Here is a 15,785-nt window from a genome sequence, read left to right on the forward strand (position 1 = left end):
AGATTTACAACCAACCCCATAATAACTTTAAATTTCATTAAATTCCACTAAATGGAATAATGTTCACATAATAGACAAAATTTTACAATGTGCATAAATGCGTCTATATATGAAGGGATTAACGTATACATTATATAAAAAATCAAATACCCTGATTCATATCCAACTCATAATTTGATAGTTGGAATGCAATCAGGGTATGAACATAATCGCTAAATGATTGAAAAAATATTTTACGAAGATGGTTTTGTATCTGATGGAGAATAGATAGACGATTCGCGCAAAACGAGACGATGTGGCACAATATGACGTTGATATACGCGCTCAACATCATCCTTATGCTTGTCTTGAATCGCCTGAATGAGAGCTTGCGAAGCGGTATAACCAAGATGGTAAATACCGATATCAATACTCGTCAGCGGTGGTGAGGACAGCTCAGACAGCGCGATATTGTTAAAGCTCGTAATCGCAATATCTTCCGGTACTTTATACCCCAGCTCATGCAGTCCACGCAAAATACCAAAACTGACCACATCATCGACCACCACGAGTGCAGTGGGGCGTTCCGGTAAATTCATGAAAAAGGACATGGCCCGATAACCGCTCTCTTGCAGAAATTCGCCTTCCACGATCCAATCCTGACGGAATTCCAATCCGGCTGTCTGCAATGCGCGCTTAAAGCCTTCCATTCGGTCAAGCGACACGACCAGCTCCGGTGGTCCACTTACAAAGCCGATCCGTCGATGCCCCATCTGGATCAGATGGCGAGTAGCATCTTCGGCTGCCTGCACATTGTCTGTATCGACAGTAATGATATTGTCATGCTGCTCACTGCGTCCGACCAATACCGCTGGAAACTGATTTCGACTCAAAAAGTCGACTACTGGATCGTTTTTACGTGAATACAGCAAGATCGCGCCGTCGATCCGTCCGCCATATACGAGCCGAGATACCGCATCTACTTCTTCCTGCTCGCTGGAGCCGGAGCTGAGCACCACATCATAGCCGCTTCGATTCGCCTGCGCGACAATTCCGCGAATCAATTCCATAAAGAATGTATTCAAAAATAGTTCTTCCGCCGGTTTTGGCAAAATAACACCCAGACTGTTAGTCGTTTTGGAAACGAGGCTTTTCGCCATAATATTCGGATGGTAGCCCATCTCTTCCATGATCGCCTTCACTTTCTCGGAAGTGGCATGGCTAATGCGTGGATGATTGGACAGCACACGCGATACAGTAGAAGGAGATACGCCCGCTCGTTTGGCAACATCTTTGATTGTAACTGACATATGTACCTCCTTGAATGATCATCTATCGTACATAGAGGATGCGAAGGAGCACGCTCTACAACGGATTTAATATGCAAAAACCAACATGAACGTCTATCTTATTATCCTCATTTGACGCCAGTTCTGCAATTCATAATCTGCGAAAAGGGTGCGGGATGTGTTTATATGGTAATCGAAATTCCGTACAGGTGTAAACCTTCCATTTATCATAACCGGAATGCCGTAAAATGAAAATATATTGTATGCGAAGCAGATAGACAGAGCATAGTAGCGATTATCTATATAAAATGAACATAAATCGCTATAAATGATTTGTGCAAACGTTTTAACAAAAATGAATTATGAGTTATGATGAATTTGCTTGATTAAGCGCTTCCAAAGCAGGATATACATATTTTAATTGGTATAAATGGAATTTTGTTGTTGGTTATAATAGGATGCTTTTATTAAAATGAACAAACGTTTGCGCAAATGCTGACATAGACTTGGCTGGCAACGGTTTTGTGAGTCTAAAGCAGTAGCCCAGCTTGTTCATTCATACTGATTTGTTCTGGAGTGCGTCAACATGTATACATGTTGCTGCAACTTATAACCGTATTCCATTTGCCGATTATCATCAAGATCATTGCTGGACTGCATACGTGGAAGCGCTACATCGATTACATAATGGAAGGATGAATGAATATGTTACGTCAAAAGTATGGTGCTCTGTTCAGTGCACTTCTCGTTCTAGTGCTGTTATTGTCAGCATGCGGTAGTGGAGGAAGTGGAAGTAGTACAACATCCGATCCAGCGGCAGCGCCGGCAACAGGTGAGGATATGCAGGAGCTGTTGCCTGAGGATGGAGCCAAGTTAACGGTATGGGATAGTGGGGATCAGAAAGCATTTATTGAAGAAGCAGCGAAGGCGTTTAAGGAAAAATACAATGTAGATGTCACGTTCGCGGAACTAGGACCGGATAAGTCAATGGGACAGATGGTTACGGACGGTCCGGCAGGCGTAGGTGCTGATGTATTCGCTGGTGTACATGACCAGATCGGACAAGGGGAATCGGCAGGTGTCATCTTACCGAATGACTGGTTCGAGGAAGAGACACGTTCCCGCAATAGTGATCTGGCGATTCAAGCGCTGACGTACAATGATATTCTGTACGGATATCCGAAGTCGGTTGAGACGACAGCTGTGTTTTATAACAAAGATCTGATCGACAGTGTGCCAGCAGATTGGGATGGCGTTATCAAATTCGCTGATACATTCAATGATGCCAAAGCGAACAAATTCGCAATCATGTGGGAAGTGGGCAACGGTTATTATGTATTCCCATTCTTGGGTGGATATGGAGCCTATGTGTTTGGCAGCAACGGTACAGATGCCAATGATATCGGTTTGAACAGTGAACAGGCGGTAGAAGGAGCGACCTTCATTCAAGGTTTGAATAAAATATTGCCACTCAAAACGTCCGACATTAACGCTGATATCAAAAAATCGCTGTTCACGTCGAACAAGCTGGCGATGAATATTAGCGGACCGTGGGATACCGGTTCACTCAAAGAAGGCGTGAAAAACCTAGGCGTAGGCATGTATCCGAATTTGCCAAACGGCAAGCCGATGACGCCATTCTCTGGTATTAAAGCGTACTTTGTTAACGCCTATACAAAATATCCGAATGCGTCCAAGCTGTTTGCCGATTTTATTACATCGGAAGAATGGCAGTTAAAAAACTTTGAGATGAACGGTGCGTTGCCTTCCAACAAAGAAGCTGCCGCTAGCAAAACGGTTCAGAGCGATCCAGTTGCATCCGTATTTCTGAAGCAATTTGAAAATTCTGTTCCGATGCCGTCGATCCCGGCAATGGCACAATTCTGGTCGCCGATGGAAGCAGCGATGTCGTCGATCTGGAACGATAACAAAAATCCCAAAGAAGCGCTGGACAATCTAGTCAACCAGATGAAAAGTAACATTACAACAGGGCAATAACGATGAATAAGGCAGCCATTCATTCAAAAGAAACTGCTGGAATGGGGAGCGCAGCGACAGCCGCTGTGCTCTCCGCTGTCATTATGGGTGCCGGGCAGATGTACAACCGACAGTGGATCAAGGGCGGACTGTTTCTGCTCGCTGGTCTAGTGAGTCTGTATCTCATTCTGAACGGGCTTGCCACCAATCTGTGGGGACTGGTTACACTGGGTGAACAACCTGCTCATCTGGAAAAGGTCGGTCGATTGTATCGCAATGTGCCGGGTGACCATTCCATCTTTATGATGATCTACGGTCTGGTGGCGCTTCTGTATATCGTGCTGCTGGCGTGCTTTTATGTCGCTAATATTAAAGACGCCTATACCATTGGCAAAAAGCGGGAACGCGGCATACACGTAAACGGCTTTCGTCAGACATGGCGGATGCTGGGCGATCAAGGCTTTCCGTATGTGCTGTTAGCGCTACCGACAATTGGGGTGCTGGTATTTACGATTTTGCCGATTATTTTTATGGTATTGATGGCATTTACGAATTACTCGGCACCAGATCATATTCCACCAAAAAATCTGGTCGATTGGGTCGGGCTTCGTACATTTACCAATCTGGTGACGCTAGAAGCGTGGAGTCATACGTTTGTCGGTGTACTGACATGGACGGTGATCTGGGCAGTTGTAGCGACCGTTACGACTTACTTTGGCGGGATTCTGGTGGCATTGCTCATTGAGCAGCAGGGGATCAGGTTCAAGGGCTTCTGGCGGACACTGTTTATTTTGCCGTATGCGATTCCGCAATTTATTTCGCTGCTCATTATGCGCAATCTACTGAATTATCAGTTTGGTCCTGTCAATCAGTATTTGCGTATGCTTGGACTGGGTGGTGTGCCTTGGCTAAACGATGCCTTCTGGGCAAAAGTGACGGTCATTCTCGTGAATATGTGGATCGGGATTCCGGTATCGATGATTCTAGTACTGGGCGTATTGACGGCGATTCCGCGTGATCTGTATGAAGCGGCAGAGGTGGATGGGGCGACCGGTTTTCAGAAATTCCGCAATATTACGATGCCATTCGTGCTGTTCCAGACTGCACCCATTCTCATTATGCAGTTTGCGGGCAATATCAATAACTTTAACGTGATCTTCCTGCTCACGAATGGCTTGCCAGCGAACGGCGATTATGCGTATGCAGGCAGTACGGATTTGCTAGTTACATGGCTGTATAAGCTAACGCTAGACAATCAGCGCTATAACTTCGCTTCGGCGATTGGCATTATTATCTTTATCATTATTGCGGCATTCTCGCTGTACAATTATCGACGTAGCCGCTCCTTCAAAGAGGAGGATATGATCCAATGAAGCAGAACAAACGTTTCAAGCTCGCGATCAGCTATATTTTACTTGGCTTGATCGCTATTGCCTGTGTATATCCAGCGATGTGGATCATTTTATCCTCATTTAAGGAAGGCGACTCGCTTTACAGTGAAACGCTCATTCCGCAAAAGCTGACGCTTCAGCATTATGCCGATCTGTTCCGTACGCAGTCGGATAAGGACTTGCCGTATGTACAGTGGTATTGGAATACACTCAAAGTGGCGGTTAGCAGTATGGTGCTCGGTACGCTGGTGCAGATTTTGACCGCGTATGCGATGTCGCGTTTTCGGTTCAAAGGTAGACAGACGATGATGTCGGTCATTCTTATTCTCGGTATGTTTCCGGGCTTTATGAGCATGATCGCGGTATATGTCATCCTGCTGCAAATGAATCTGCTGAACTCGCCGTGGGCGCTTGTGCTAGTATACACATCGGGAGCGGCGCTAGGGATGTTTGTCGCCAAAGGCTTTTTTGATACGATTCCGCGTGCGTTAGAGGAATCAGCGCTACTGGATGGGGCGAGTCATTTTCAGATTTTCCGGAGAATCATTTTGCCGTTGTCTACGCCGATTATTACGTATATTGCGATTACAACCTTTACCGGGGCGTGGGTTGATTTTATTTTTGCCCGACTAATCTTACGTTCGCGGGAAAATTGGACGCTCGCGGTGGGATTGTATGAGCTGGTAAGCAGTTATTCGAGTACGGAATTTACATTGTTTGCTGCGGGTTCAGTGCTGGTGGCGCTACCGATTACGGTGTTGTACATGTTCTTGCAGCGATTCCTTGTGCATGGACTGACGGCTGGGGCGACGAAGGGATAAGCGAAGCCAAGCCAAGCAGAGGTTAGAAGAAATCATAAGAAGTAAGAAGTAAGAAGTGAAAACAGGAAGAACGTTGTTTGTATGAAGCGGATCGTCAATATATTGGATGTTTGACAGTAATCCGTATCGAATGCAAAATAGTGAATCGAAACTGTCTTTACATTAGAACTATACGATATACGATCGCTTTAAGCTTTTTTTGAAAAAGAAAACAAGCCTGCTCACAGCTGGAGGAGAAGATATCCTGTAGCTGTTGGAGCAGGCTTGTTTGTTCACTATTTATCTTGAGGCGCTGATACCTATGCTAGCAATCAGCATTTGCTAACGATTTTGTCCACTAGTCCGTATTCGACTGCTTCTTCAGCGCTAAAATAGAAATCGCGGTCGGTGTCTTTTTCGATCTTGGCAATCGGTTGACCGGTGCGATCAGACAGTAATTCATTTAACTTTTTACGGCTGCGCAGTAAGCGTTCTGCATAGATCAACACGTCGGAAGCTTGCCCTTTTGCCCCGCCAAGCGGCTGATGAATCATAATCTCGCTGTTGGGCAGCGCTAGCCGTTTGCCTTTGGTACCACCAACGAGCAAAATAGTGCCAAAGCTTGCTGCCATACCTGTGCAAATAGTGGAAATGTCCGGTTTGACGAACTGCATCGTATCGTAAATGGCAAAGCCTGCACTAACCGAGCCACCCGGGCTATTGATGTACATATGGATATCCTTTTTGTCATCCTCAGCTGCCAGATGCAGCAGCTGGGCGACGATCAGATTCGCCATCTGGTCTTCAATTTCACCGTTGATCATAATGATACGGTCTTTTAACAGGCGGGAATAAATATCATAACTGCGTTCACCACGGTCGGTTTGTTCAATAACATAAGGGATCGTTGCCATATTGTTCAGCTCCTGATCTGCCTGTTATAGGCATGAAATGGGAAATGAACCATTCAGCAGATAATGCACATTTTATGAGTATCCTGTCTGTATTCGTACTTATGATAGCGAGGAGCCGTATAAGCAGTCAGATGATTCTATGCGGAATATCGATAGTCGGTATGCTCAGCTCGAGTATAAACAGATTGCAAACGCATAGACGAAGTAGAGTCAAAAGCATTGCTGGATGGCGTAGAACCAAGAACACTACCCGACGGCGTACGTGTCAGTTGTCCAATCACAACTGGTGCGAGTGCGGCTGGATCGGCAGTTGTGCTCAGAATGAGCTGAATCAGCTCAGCCGTCTGTCCATTGCGAAAAGCAGCCAGATAATCGCGCAGTAGCTTGCCATTGTGCGGCTGGATGTGTACGTTCGCGGCAGAAGAGGCAGGCTTCTTAGAAGATTGTTGCACCTCATCGTTATGTTGACTGTCGGATGTAACATCCGTGTCTTCGGCAGAACTGGATGCTTCGTTTCCGAGAGCTTGCCGATTGCGCTCAAGTGTCATGCGGGCGCGCTTGAGTGCCGATTTGACTGCGCCTTCGCTTGTGCTCAATAACTGCGCTGTTTCTGCTGCGGTATAATTCAGCAGCTCACGTAGCACATATGCAACATGTTGAAGTGGAGAGAGCACATTCAGCAATTGCTGTACAGCTAGCTCCGCTTCCAGCTGCTGCTCAGCAACGTTGCCAGTTTCCGTCTGCTCTAGCGTTCCACCTAGCAGCTGCAACTTATGCTGCAATACGGTGCGACGCCGTACCGTATCTGTCCACAGATTGCGTGCAATTCGGATCAGATAGGCTTCCTGATACTGTGAAATGTCGCGACAATCGGACTTCTGACGTAACCAGGCACGCAGTAGCGTATCTTGCATCAGATCCTGTGCATCCCATTCGGAACGTGTCAGACTGAGGCAATAACGATACAGTGGTCTGATCATATCAGTCAGCTCATCTTCTATAGATGTGGAACCGTCAGAAGATACAGCGACTTCGCCATACTGCTCATCTGTCACTGAGACGCTGTAAGACATATGCTGCTCGCTATATTCAGCATTGGATACATCATTATGTGCATTCTGCTGATGGTCATCATAAGCAATAGCTTGTTCATGAATAGGGATAAGCAGCTCGTTATTGGGATTCTTTTCAACATACGATTGTGCATGTGACGAGGAAGATGTTACCTTTTCCTGCATGATTTGCTTTTGCCTGAATATATCGCTGCGATCAATAATTACGGAGTTCACAAAGGCCATAGAGGGGGCCCTCCTTTGTTGATTCCGGTTACGGAATATTTAGTTGTATGCATCATAGCACGTTCAGCCGGCTGATACTCTGTAAACGAATAAATGTTGCAAAAAGATACGCCTGTGCCGATTGAATTGTTGTAATCGTTCTTCGCGCATATTTCCTTCCACACGACAGTTCTGGTAGTATGATAACAGATCAGCTGACGACTTGTTGGCTCAGGTAAGCGGCGAGATGTTGCAGGCTTGCTTATGACGGGTTAATGATAGGATAAGAACGTATTTGGCTGCAAACATACTAATACGATACACACCAATGTCTGTTATGATCCGGCATGGTGCAAGCGCTCCGAACAAGAGCGCTGAATGAGGAGGTCGTCGTCAGTCATGCCATCGTCCAAAAGAATACATATTGTCGGCGCACCTGGAAGCGGCAAAACTGAGCTGGCGATCCGCTTGTCGGATAAGCTGGGCATTCCATTTTACTCGCTGGAATCACTGCTGTGGACAAGAGACGGCAGGCGCAGACGCCGCAATACTCCGGCAGTACGACAGCGATTGTTAATGGATATCATTGCACAGGAAACGTGGATTGTGGAAGGGAATCTGATGGAGTGGCTTATTCCTAGCTTCGCACTGGCAGATCAGATCATTTTCCTGACACCGTCACCATTTGTGCGAGACGGTCGGATGCTGCAACGCTTTTTACGGCAAAAAATCGGAACCGATCCAGATCGCGAACGAATCAATTTGCTGGAATTGATGGATCGATTGTACTGGAATCATCGGTTTGAGCGTGAATCCAAACCAGCTATTTTAAAAGTGGCTGAGCCGTACAAGCATAAGCTTGTTGTGACCCGGCAGGTCGACTGATGCAGCACAAAGCAGATAGCAACGCATAAGGCTGTACTGTTTATCGTGACAGGTATTGATTCGCCAATAGTATATCTGGATAGACAATCGTAACTGGATCAACAAGTAAAACGGTATGAATACATTCATACCGTTTTTGTTATGTCTATACAATTATTGTTCATACGCTTTGAGCACAATGACCGCATTGTGACCACCGAAGCCGAATGAATTAGACAGTCCAATCTTCATATCTGCGTGACGTGCAGTATTGGGCACATAGTCCAGATCACACGCTTCATCTCGGTGCTCCAGATTGATCGTAGGCGGAATCAGTCCATGACGCAGTGTTTGTACAAGTGCAATCGCTTCTGCACCACCTGCGGCGCCTAGCATATGCCCAGTGATCGATTTGTTCGCGGTAACCGGAATAGTATAGGCGCGCTCGCCGAATAGTTCTTTGATCGCTTTGGTTTCTGAAATGTCACCCACGGATGTGCTGGTTGCATGGGCGCTGATTACATCAACTTCGTCTGGCGTAATACCAGCGTTTTTCAGTGCTTGACGCATCGCTTGTACGGCACCGCGTCCTTCTGGATGAGTGGCTACCATATGGTATGCGTCTGAACTGGCGCCATAACCGATCACTTCCGCATAAATATGTGCTTGCCGAGCCTGCGCATGACGCAATGATTCCAGTACGACGATCCCCGCACCTTCCGCCATCACAAAGCCGTCACGTTCCGCATCAAATGGTCGGCTGGCGCCAGCCGGATCATCATTGCGCTCGGACAATGCGGTAGCGTTGCTGAATCCGGCAAGAGCGACTTCATTGATCGCCGCTTCTGCACCCCCCGCAATGACCACATCGGCATCACCTGAGCGAATGAGTCGAAGCGCTTCGCCAATAGCGGTATTACCGATGGAACAGGCGGTGACCGGACAGAGCGTCGGACCCCAGCTTCCCAATCGAATGCTGATCGTCGCTGCTGCACTATTCGCAATCATCACCGGCACTAGCAGAGGGCTGATACGTTCCGGTCCGCGTTGGGAGAGAATCGTTTGCTGGTCGATCAGCGTATCAATACCACCGATTCCTGAACCTACATATACAGCGACCCGTTCACGATCGACTGATTCCATATCCAGCCCCGCATCGTGTACTGCCTGTTCGGCTGCCGCTACCGCAAATTTGGCGAATCGATCCATCCGACGTGCATCCTTGCGACCGAATAACGCATCCGCATCAAAGTCCCGTACAATGCCAGCAAATTTCGTTTTGAATCGTGCTGTATCAAAAGCATCGATAGCAGAAATGCCAGATTGCCCGCTGCTCAATGCCTGCCAAAATGTATCCACATCGTTTCCAATCGGGGAGATGATCCCCATACCTGTAATGACTACCCGTTCCATATAACATCCTCCTTGTATCGTGCTAATGATGTCATCATGACATGTAAAATATCCTAGTACAAGTTATCGTTTATACTGGTATAATTTATAACAGGCTAACAGGCTAACAGGCTAACAGGCTGGAACAGGAGGCGTTATGAATCAGCAGGCAAGATTGCACGCACTATCCGACTTTTTAAAAGCAAGGCGTGCGCGGATTACACCACAATCGGTCGGACTGAGCGCAGGTTTACGACGACGCACGCCTGGACTTAGGCGAGAAGAAGTAGCGCAGCTCGCTGGAGTTAGTACGACTTGGTACACATGGCTGGAGCAGGGAAGAGACATTCAGGCATCTGCCTCTGTACTGGAAAATATCTCGTCCGCATTACAATTGACGAACGATGAGCGCAAATATTTGTTTTCACTAGCGATGGATAAGAGCGCTAGTATGGTGCCCGCTGTAGAGGAGATTCCGCAGATCAGCCCCTCGCTAGCAAAGATTTTGGAACAGCTGCGGTACTGTCCAGCGATCATTTCCGACCGTCATTGCAATATCGTTGGTTGGAACGAAGCTGCCCGGCATGTATTTCTTGATTTTGAACAGGTGCCGGAAGCACAGCGCAATATGATTAGTTTGTTGTTTGAACGAAAGGAATTTCGCCGTCTGGCAGTGAACTGGAATGATTTTGCTGGTGATTTTCTATCGATTTTCCGAGCATATTATGGGCAATATGTTGATGATGAATGGTATGAGCGTTTTTTGGAAACGATGAAGGAAACGTATCCCGATTTCCATCCATTGTGGGAAGAGAGTAAGGTGAGTTCGGCGCCGCATGTTGTGTTGGAGTTCCGGCATGCTCGTGGTGGCAAAATGCTGTTTGAGCTTAGCTCGTTCATCGTACAGGGCAGTAGCGATCTGCGTTGTAGCATTTATACTCCTGTGCAGGATTCGGCAACAGAGGTCAAACTGATGGCGCTAATGGAGCGGGCAAGAGAATAAGTACAAGATAGTTTAGAAAATGGACGGTTGTTCTTATGTATATGTTCATACAGGGCGACGTTTGGGCGAACGCCGATTCGTGTAGTACAATAGAGAGATGCACCATACTATCTAAATGATGGATATGCACAACGACAACAAGCAAGATGAATCATTGTCGACATATCAGCACACTGTCGATGTTCATCGGAACAGGAGCAAGAACCTATGCAAATTATGCAGCATCTATCTTCGCATATTCATTATTTAACTCCTTATCAGGAAACAGATCGACCGATTCTCGCAGCGGTCACTGGTACGAAGTCTACATTGCTAATTGATGCGGGCAATTCATCCGCACATATTCAATATTTTATCGATCAATTGGTCAAGCTGGATATATCGCCACGCTGTCTCGTATTGACGCACTGGCACTGGGATCATGTCTTCGGTATGAATCAGGCGAACACAACGATCATTGCACAGACGATGACGACCGAAGCGATCAAACAGATGCAGCAATGGAGCTGGAGTGACGAAGCGCTGGATCAGCGGGTGGAAGACGGCAGTGAGATTGCCTTTTGCGCCGATGCGATCAAGAAGGAGCATGTCGAGACTCGCGATATTTTATTGCCAACACCGGATATTACCTTTGAACGCAAACTGGAGATTGATCTGGGGCGTGTTCATTGTATTATCGAGCATGTAGGTGGCGATCATTCCGCAGATTCCACCATCGTATATGTAAAAGAAGATAAAATGCTGTTTCTCGGCGATTGCATCTATCCGAATATTCATGTAACCCCGAACGAATATACAGCCGAAGGTGCATTGCAGCTTGTACAGGCGTTGCGACAATATGATGTAGATACTGCTTTGCGGTCGCATCATACCGAGACGTGGGATGGTGAACAATTCCGCCATCAGCTGGATATACTGGAAACGGTTGCTCTATTGGTGCGCGACGAGGACAACGATGAGGTATTCATACGTCAGCAACTGCAATCCAAGCTAGAGCGTGAGCTGAACGAGGAAGAATTGGAGATCATTGAACAGTTCATAAACGGACGAAACCGTCAGCAGCACAACGGCTAATAGTAAGCGGCTCAGGTATTCTTTTGCCGTACTCTTTGCCGCCGTACTGCTTCAGCTTCATGATCGCGGAACAGATGCAGCTTGCCATTCTCAACCATTCGCATACGCGGACCGGTAAACCCACGCTTGATCAGCTGCTTACGCATATACAGCATAAGTGCCCAATGGCTGACGATGAGAATATGCTCCGCTTCGGATGCGAGAATAACATCCAGCGCCCGGTCGATTCGTGCGTTCGCTTCGGCAACCATACGCTTGTACCGTCTGCTTAATAACGGCGCGATACGAGCGAAAGCAGCCCAGCCGATAAATGGAAAACGCAGCTCGGTATTAAACGTAGGCGGTGTAATCTCACGCAGCTCTGGCATAATGATAATCTCGCCAGAATAAATAGACTGCGCTGTCTTGATTGCACGCGGCAGATCGCTGGCAAAGCATAGTTCCCAGTTCAGCCCGCGTAGATCCGTCGTGCCCAATTCGATCTCGGCTACATCATATTCTTCAAGCCAAGTGACCAGTTCGCTGACGGTGACCATCTGCCGGATCGGAAACTCCTTATTCACTTTGAAATGTCGGACAAGTCCAATAGTCTTCATTAGGGGTCGTGTGTAACTCCTTATTCGTAATATGCTACAATAATGATTATACCCATTTCCGATAGGAACCGTATAATTGCTTCAGAAAGGAAGATCATAACATGAGTCAATGGGAATATAAAACGATAAAATTGGAACCGGGTGGTTTTCTTGGTGGCAAAGTCGATATGGACGATCTGCAAGGAACGTTGAACGACCTCGGCTTTGACGGCTGGGAGCTGGTATCTTCCTTTGATACAACCATTTCGCAAGGCAGCTCGCGTGAAGTTATTCTAATCTTCAAACGCAGTGCACTGCTGGATTAACTCTCGATAACGGTTACATAACCATATGGGACCTGTTAAAAACGTTAAAACGAAACATGACAACTGCGTTTGGCAATGACAAACGCCATACAGAGGAGGCAATCGCATGATCGGAACATGGATGGAAGAGATCAAATCCATTTTACGTACCGAGTTAAGCAGCCTGGAAGATTTTTTGCTGCCGCCTGCTGGCGATGTGGAAATTGCTCAAGTAGAGCAAGCGATGAATATTACATTTCCAGATGAATGGAAGCAGCTATATCATACGCATAACGGTGAATCCCGCAGCGGTCCAGGATTGTTTTTTGGGCTGCAATTTCTGAGCTTGAACGAAATGCTCAGCGAGTGGAAAATTTGGTCTGATTTGGAGAGTGATTATCAGGAGCTTGGTGATCATTATTCGATTCCTTCCGGCTGGGTCAAGGAGCAATATATTAACCGCAAATGGATTCCATTTTGCCATGATGGTGGTGGGAATCATCTCGGTATTGATCTGGACCCTGATGAGAACGGCGTTGTCGGTCAGGTGATTAACTTTGGGCGTGATGAAGAAACGAAATTTGTCATCGCTCATAATTTGGGTGAATTTATCCATTTCATGCGCAACACAGTGCGTGAAGGTAATTATACAGTCGAGCAAGAGGATGGCATGGGATACTGGATGTATGGACGCAATGATCAGGCGCGACTGTTGCGTGATGCTCAGCAGTTTGCACTGGGTGACGTAGTATCCTCGACATCTGTTCCTGCCTCGGCGACGGAATTTGCAGATTGGATGGGGCGCTTGTCTTTGCCATGGCAGGATTTGATTCGTATGGAAAATGCAGCTCCAGAAGACTTTGAACGTCAGTATCGCATTTATTTGACTGATGAGAATTTGACCGATGTGAGCGGACTGGAACGATGCAAGGAAGTACGTGAGCTGAGTTTGTCACGCAATCAGGTGACGGATATCCAGCCACTTGTTCATTGCCGGGAATTGAAGAATCTGTATTTGATCAAAAATCCGATTAGCGATCTGCGTCCATTGTCTCGGTTGCCTTATTTGTATTATTTGAACATTTCGGGCACAGCAGTGAGTGATCTAAGCCCTCTTGCTGAACTGCCACGTCTTACGCAACTGGATTGTAGCGATACCCCTGTTGAAGACTATCGTCCGTTAACAGGAATCGCTACATTGACCGATTTGACAATCTCATCACCTTCGCATGAGACGGCACAGATCATCAGTAGCATGCGTCAATTGCGTCATTTAACGGTGAACGAAGCCTATGCCTGGCGATTGCAGGACTGGCAGCAGATTGCCACCTTACCGTTAACTTCCTTGAAGGTCAACGGTGCTGCGTGGAACGATGTCGAGCATCTACGTGCATTGGATCAATTACAGGAACTATCGTTACAAAATGTACGTCTGGATGACGCTTCTGCGTTGGCACATATGCCATCTTTGCAAAAGTTAAGTCTGTTGCAAAATACTGATGTAGGGGAATTGGTGAACATCACTTCTTCGCCGACACTACGCAGTTTTCTCGGTAGCTTTGTACAATTCGATCAGGTAAAAGATGGCTTTGTGCAGAATGTCGATTTTTCTAGTTTGATTGGTGATGTAACCGATGAGCAAAGAGAAGTCTGGTCGAATTACAACCGCCGCTAAATAAACAGATACCTGCCGGAGCACGCATTGTGCTTCGGTTTTTTGGCGTGTCTATCATATCCACGCAGAGTAGTATTTATGAATACATAGGCTTACAAATGACATTGAAAATAATGACATATCTTGTTTCATTCAGTTGCGAAAACGATGCGTGATATGTCGAAATAAAATGTAAAAATTGAGCAAATGAGAGTAAAACGGAGGAAAAACTAGCCTGCGATAGGTAGCAATTTACTAAAGTTTTAAAAATCAAACTTGCGGGCAAAAAGGGCTTTTTTTGCCTTTTTGATCCACTTTACTCTTGAGAGCGACAGGCGTAATATACATTTCAGGATTTAGAGATTCACCGGTAACGGGAATCACTATTGTTCAGAATGAATCATAGCATCACAATGTTTCTTGTTCTTGTATTGCTGAGTTTCCGGTCATGCCGGAAAACGGGGGAACCAATCTGTAGTATGACGGAGGTGTGAGAGCCGCCGTTAGACTGCACGGGGTGAATCCGTCAGCACTGGTAACCATGGGACCGGCGCTGATGGTAGGGCGACTCTCACCGCCCGAATCCGACAGCTAACCTCGTAAGCAGAAGTCGAGAGAGGAGTGTGGAACTTGTGCCTACATGACACAGGGTAAACAAAGCTCTGTGTTTTCTTGTGCTCTTTTGGGAATATTCTGAACCTTGTACAATCAATTGCGCTTAATTTCCGAATGGTGGGCAGCTTCATCGTCTATCCGCCGGAAAGCGGGGGAACCAATCGTCACGCTGTATAGGCTGGTATTGCTTAGGCAACCGCTTTGTACAGTATAGACATGGGGTGAATTCCGGTAGTAACCGGAACGGGCAATCTTCCAGCCCGAACCCGACAGCTAACCTCGTCAGCGAATCAGGGAGAACTTATATCCGGCTTGAACCGGCGAAACGATTGCAGTCATCATATTATGACTGTGCAGGTTTCGTGCGGTCCATAGGAGAAGCCCGGTGAAAAGTTCCATTTTACCGAGGCTTCTTTTTTTGCGCCCAATTTCAGGATATATACGATGTTGACAAGTAATTAATTTGGATTGAAGGAGTTACGTACCATGCTAGATTTGATCATGATTGTGTTGATACTACTCATTGCATTCGCGCTTGGAGGACTGGGAGAATGGTCGTCCAGAGTGATCGGGGAAAGAGGGAAGGAACAATGACCTGGTTATTATGGATTATCATTGCAGGCGTACTGTTGTATCTATGTTATGCCCTAATCTATCCCGAGAAATTCTAAACCGA

The 15,785-nt window shown here is 46.6% G+C and carries 14 protein-coding genes and 2 riboswitches; of the genes, 9 read left to right on the forward strand and 5 right to left on the reverse strand.

The features are described 5' to 3' along the window. Positions 1–233 precede the first annotated feature (233 nt). On the reverse strand, positions 234–1,289 hold the full coding sequence (locus ACDE64_RS10430; RefSeq protein WP_411346395.1) for a LacI family DNA-binding transcriptional regulator: 1,056 nt from the start codon (positions 1,287–1,289) through the stop codon (positions 234–236). A 684-nt stretch (positions 1,290–1,973) separates the two neighbouring features. Here ACDE64_RS10430 and ACDE64_RS10435 point away from each other — a divergent pair. Genes ACDE64_RS10435 through ACDE64_RS10445 form a run of 3 tightly spaced genes read left to right on the forward strand, consistent with a single transcriptional unit; the run spans position 1,974 to position 5,457 of the window. Further along, positions 1,974–3,266: an extracellular solute-binding protein gene (locus ACDE64_RS10435; protein WP_411349949.1), complete on the forward strand. Its 1,293-nt coding sequence runs from the start codon at positions 1,974–1,976 to the stop codon at positions 3,264–3,266. A gap of 2 nt (positions 3,267–3,268) precedes the next feature. Next, a complete protein-coding gene (locus ACDE64_RS10440) occupies positions 3,269–4,618 on the forward strand; it encodes an ABC transporter permease subunit (RefSeq protein WP_411349950.1) in 1,350 nt (449 codons plus the stop codon). Then, positions 4,615–5,457: a sugar ABC transporter permease gene (locus tag ACDE64_RS10445; protein ID WP_411349951.1), complete on the forward strand. Its 843-nt coding sequence runs from the start codon at positions 4,615–4,617 to the stop codon at positions 5,455–5,457. The genes ACDE64_RS10440 and ACDE64_RS10445 overlap by 4 nt, the downstream gene beginning before the upstream one ends. A gap of 311 nt (positions 5,458–5,768) precedes the next feature. Here ACDE64_RS10445 and clpP read toward each other — a convergent pair whose 3' ends face one another. Further along, positions 5,769–6,350 carry an ATP-dependent Clp endopeptidase proteolytic subunit ClpP gene (gene clpP, locus ACDE64_RS10450; protein ID WP_411349952.1) on the reverse strand — a complete coding sequence of 194 codons (582 nt, stop codon included), beginning with the start codon at positions 6,348–6,350 and terminating at the stop codon, positions 5,769–5,771. A gap of 137 nt (positions 6,351–6,487) precedes the next feature. After that, positions 6,488–7,648, reverse strand: a complete 1,161-nt coding sequence (locus tag ACDE64_RS10455; RefSeq protein WP_411349953.1) for an RNA polymerase sigma factor — start codon at positions 7,646–7,648, stop codon at positions 6,488–6,490. 378 nt (positions 7,649–8,026) lie between these two features. Between ACDE64_RS10455 and ACDE64_RS10460 the strand changes: the two genes are divergently transcribed. Then, on the forward strand, positions 8,027–8,512 hold the full coding sequence (locus tag ACDE64_RS10460; RefSeq protein ID WP_411346401.1) for a DNA topology modulation protein FlaR: 486 nt from the start codon (positions 8,027–8,029) through the stop codon (positions 8,510–8,512). 153 nt (positions 8,513–8,665) lie between these two features. Here the strand turns inward: ACDE64_RS10460 and fabF are convergent, their stop codons facing one another. Continuing rightward, positions 8,666–9,904, reverse strand: a complete 1,239-nt coding sequence (fabF, locus tag ACDE64_RS10465) for a beta-ketoacyl-ACP synthase II (protein ID WP_411349954.1) — start codon at positions 9,902–9,904, stop codon at positions 8,666–8,668. Positions 9,905–10,040: 136 nt separating this feature from the next. Here fabF and ACDE64_RS10470 point away from each other — a divergent pair, with 136 nt between their 5' ends. Next, the gene (locus ACDE64_RS10470) at positions 10,041–10,886 is read left to right on the forward strand and encodes a helix-turn-helix transcriptional regulator (protein ID WP_411349955.1); all 846 of its coding nucleotides are present in this window, start codon (positions 10,041–10,043) and stop codon (positions 10,884–10,886) included. 207 nt (positions 10,887–11,093) lie between these two features. Further along, complete coding sequence (locus tag ACDE64_RS10475; protein ID WP_411349956.1) at positions 11,094–11,960, forward strand: MBL fold metallo-hydrolase; 867 nt, start codon at positions 11,094–11,096, stop codon at positions 11,958–11,960. A gap of 11 nt (positions 11,961–11,971) precedes the next feature. Here ACDE64_RS10475 and ACDE64_RS10480 read toward each other — a convergent pair whose 3' ends face one another. Continuing rightward, positions 11,972–12,496 carry a histidine phosphatase family protein gene (locus ACDE64_RS10480; protein ID WP_411349957.1) on the reverse strand — a complete coding sequence of 175 codons (525 nt, stop codon included), beginning with the start codon at positions 12,494–12,496 and terminating at the stop codon, positions 11,972–11,974. 161 nt (positions 12,497–12,657) lie between these two features. Between ACDE64_RS10480 and ACDE64_RS10485 the strand changes: the two genes are divergently transcribed. From ACDE64_RS10485 to kdpF, 3 genes are all read left to right on the forward strand, one after another. Beyond that, positions 12,658–12,861 carry a DUF4177 domain-containing protein gene (locus ACDE64_RS10485; RefSeq protein ID WP_411346406.1) on the forward strand — a complete coding sequence of 68 codons (204 nt, stop codon included), beginning with the start codon at positions 12,658–12,660 and terminating at the stop codon, positions 12,859–12,861. A 106-nt stretch (positions 12,862–12,967) separates the two neighbouring features. Further along, positions 12,968–14,515, forward strand: coding sequence for an SMI1/KNR4 family protein (locus tag ACDE64_RS10490; RefSeq protein WP_411349958.1), 1,548 nt, complete (start codon positions 12,968–12,970; stop codon positions 14,513–14,515). Between the two features lie 401 nt (positions 14,516–14,916). Next, a riboswitch (cyclic di-AMP (ydaO/yuaA leader) is annotated at positions 14,917–15,116 on the forward strand. 83 nt (positions 15,117–15,199) lie between these two features. After that, a riboswitch (cyclic di-AMP (ydaO/yuaA leader) is annotated at positions 15,200–15,412 on the forward strand. A 287-nt stretch (positions 15,413–15,699) separates the two neighbouring features. Further along, positions 15,700–15,780, forward strand: coding sequence for a K(+)-transporting ATPase subunit F (gene kdpF / locus ACDE64_RS10495; RefSeq protein ID WP_367061244.1), 81 nt, complete (start codon positions 15,700–15,702; stop codon positions 15,778–15,780). The last annotated feature ends 5 nt before the right edge of the window (positions 15,781–15,785 follow it).

Source organism: Paenibacillus sp. WLX2291 (assembly GCF_046603665.1).
GTDB lineage: Bacteria > Bacillota > Bacilli > Paenibacillales > Paenibacillaceae > Saccharibacillus.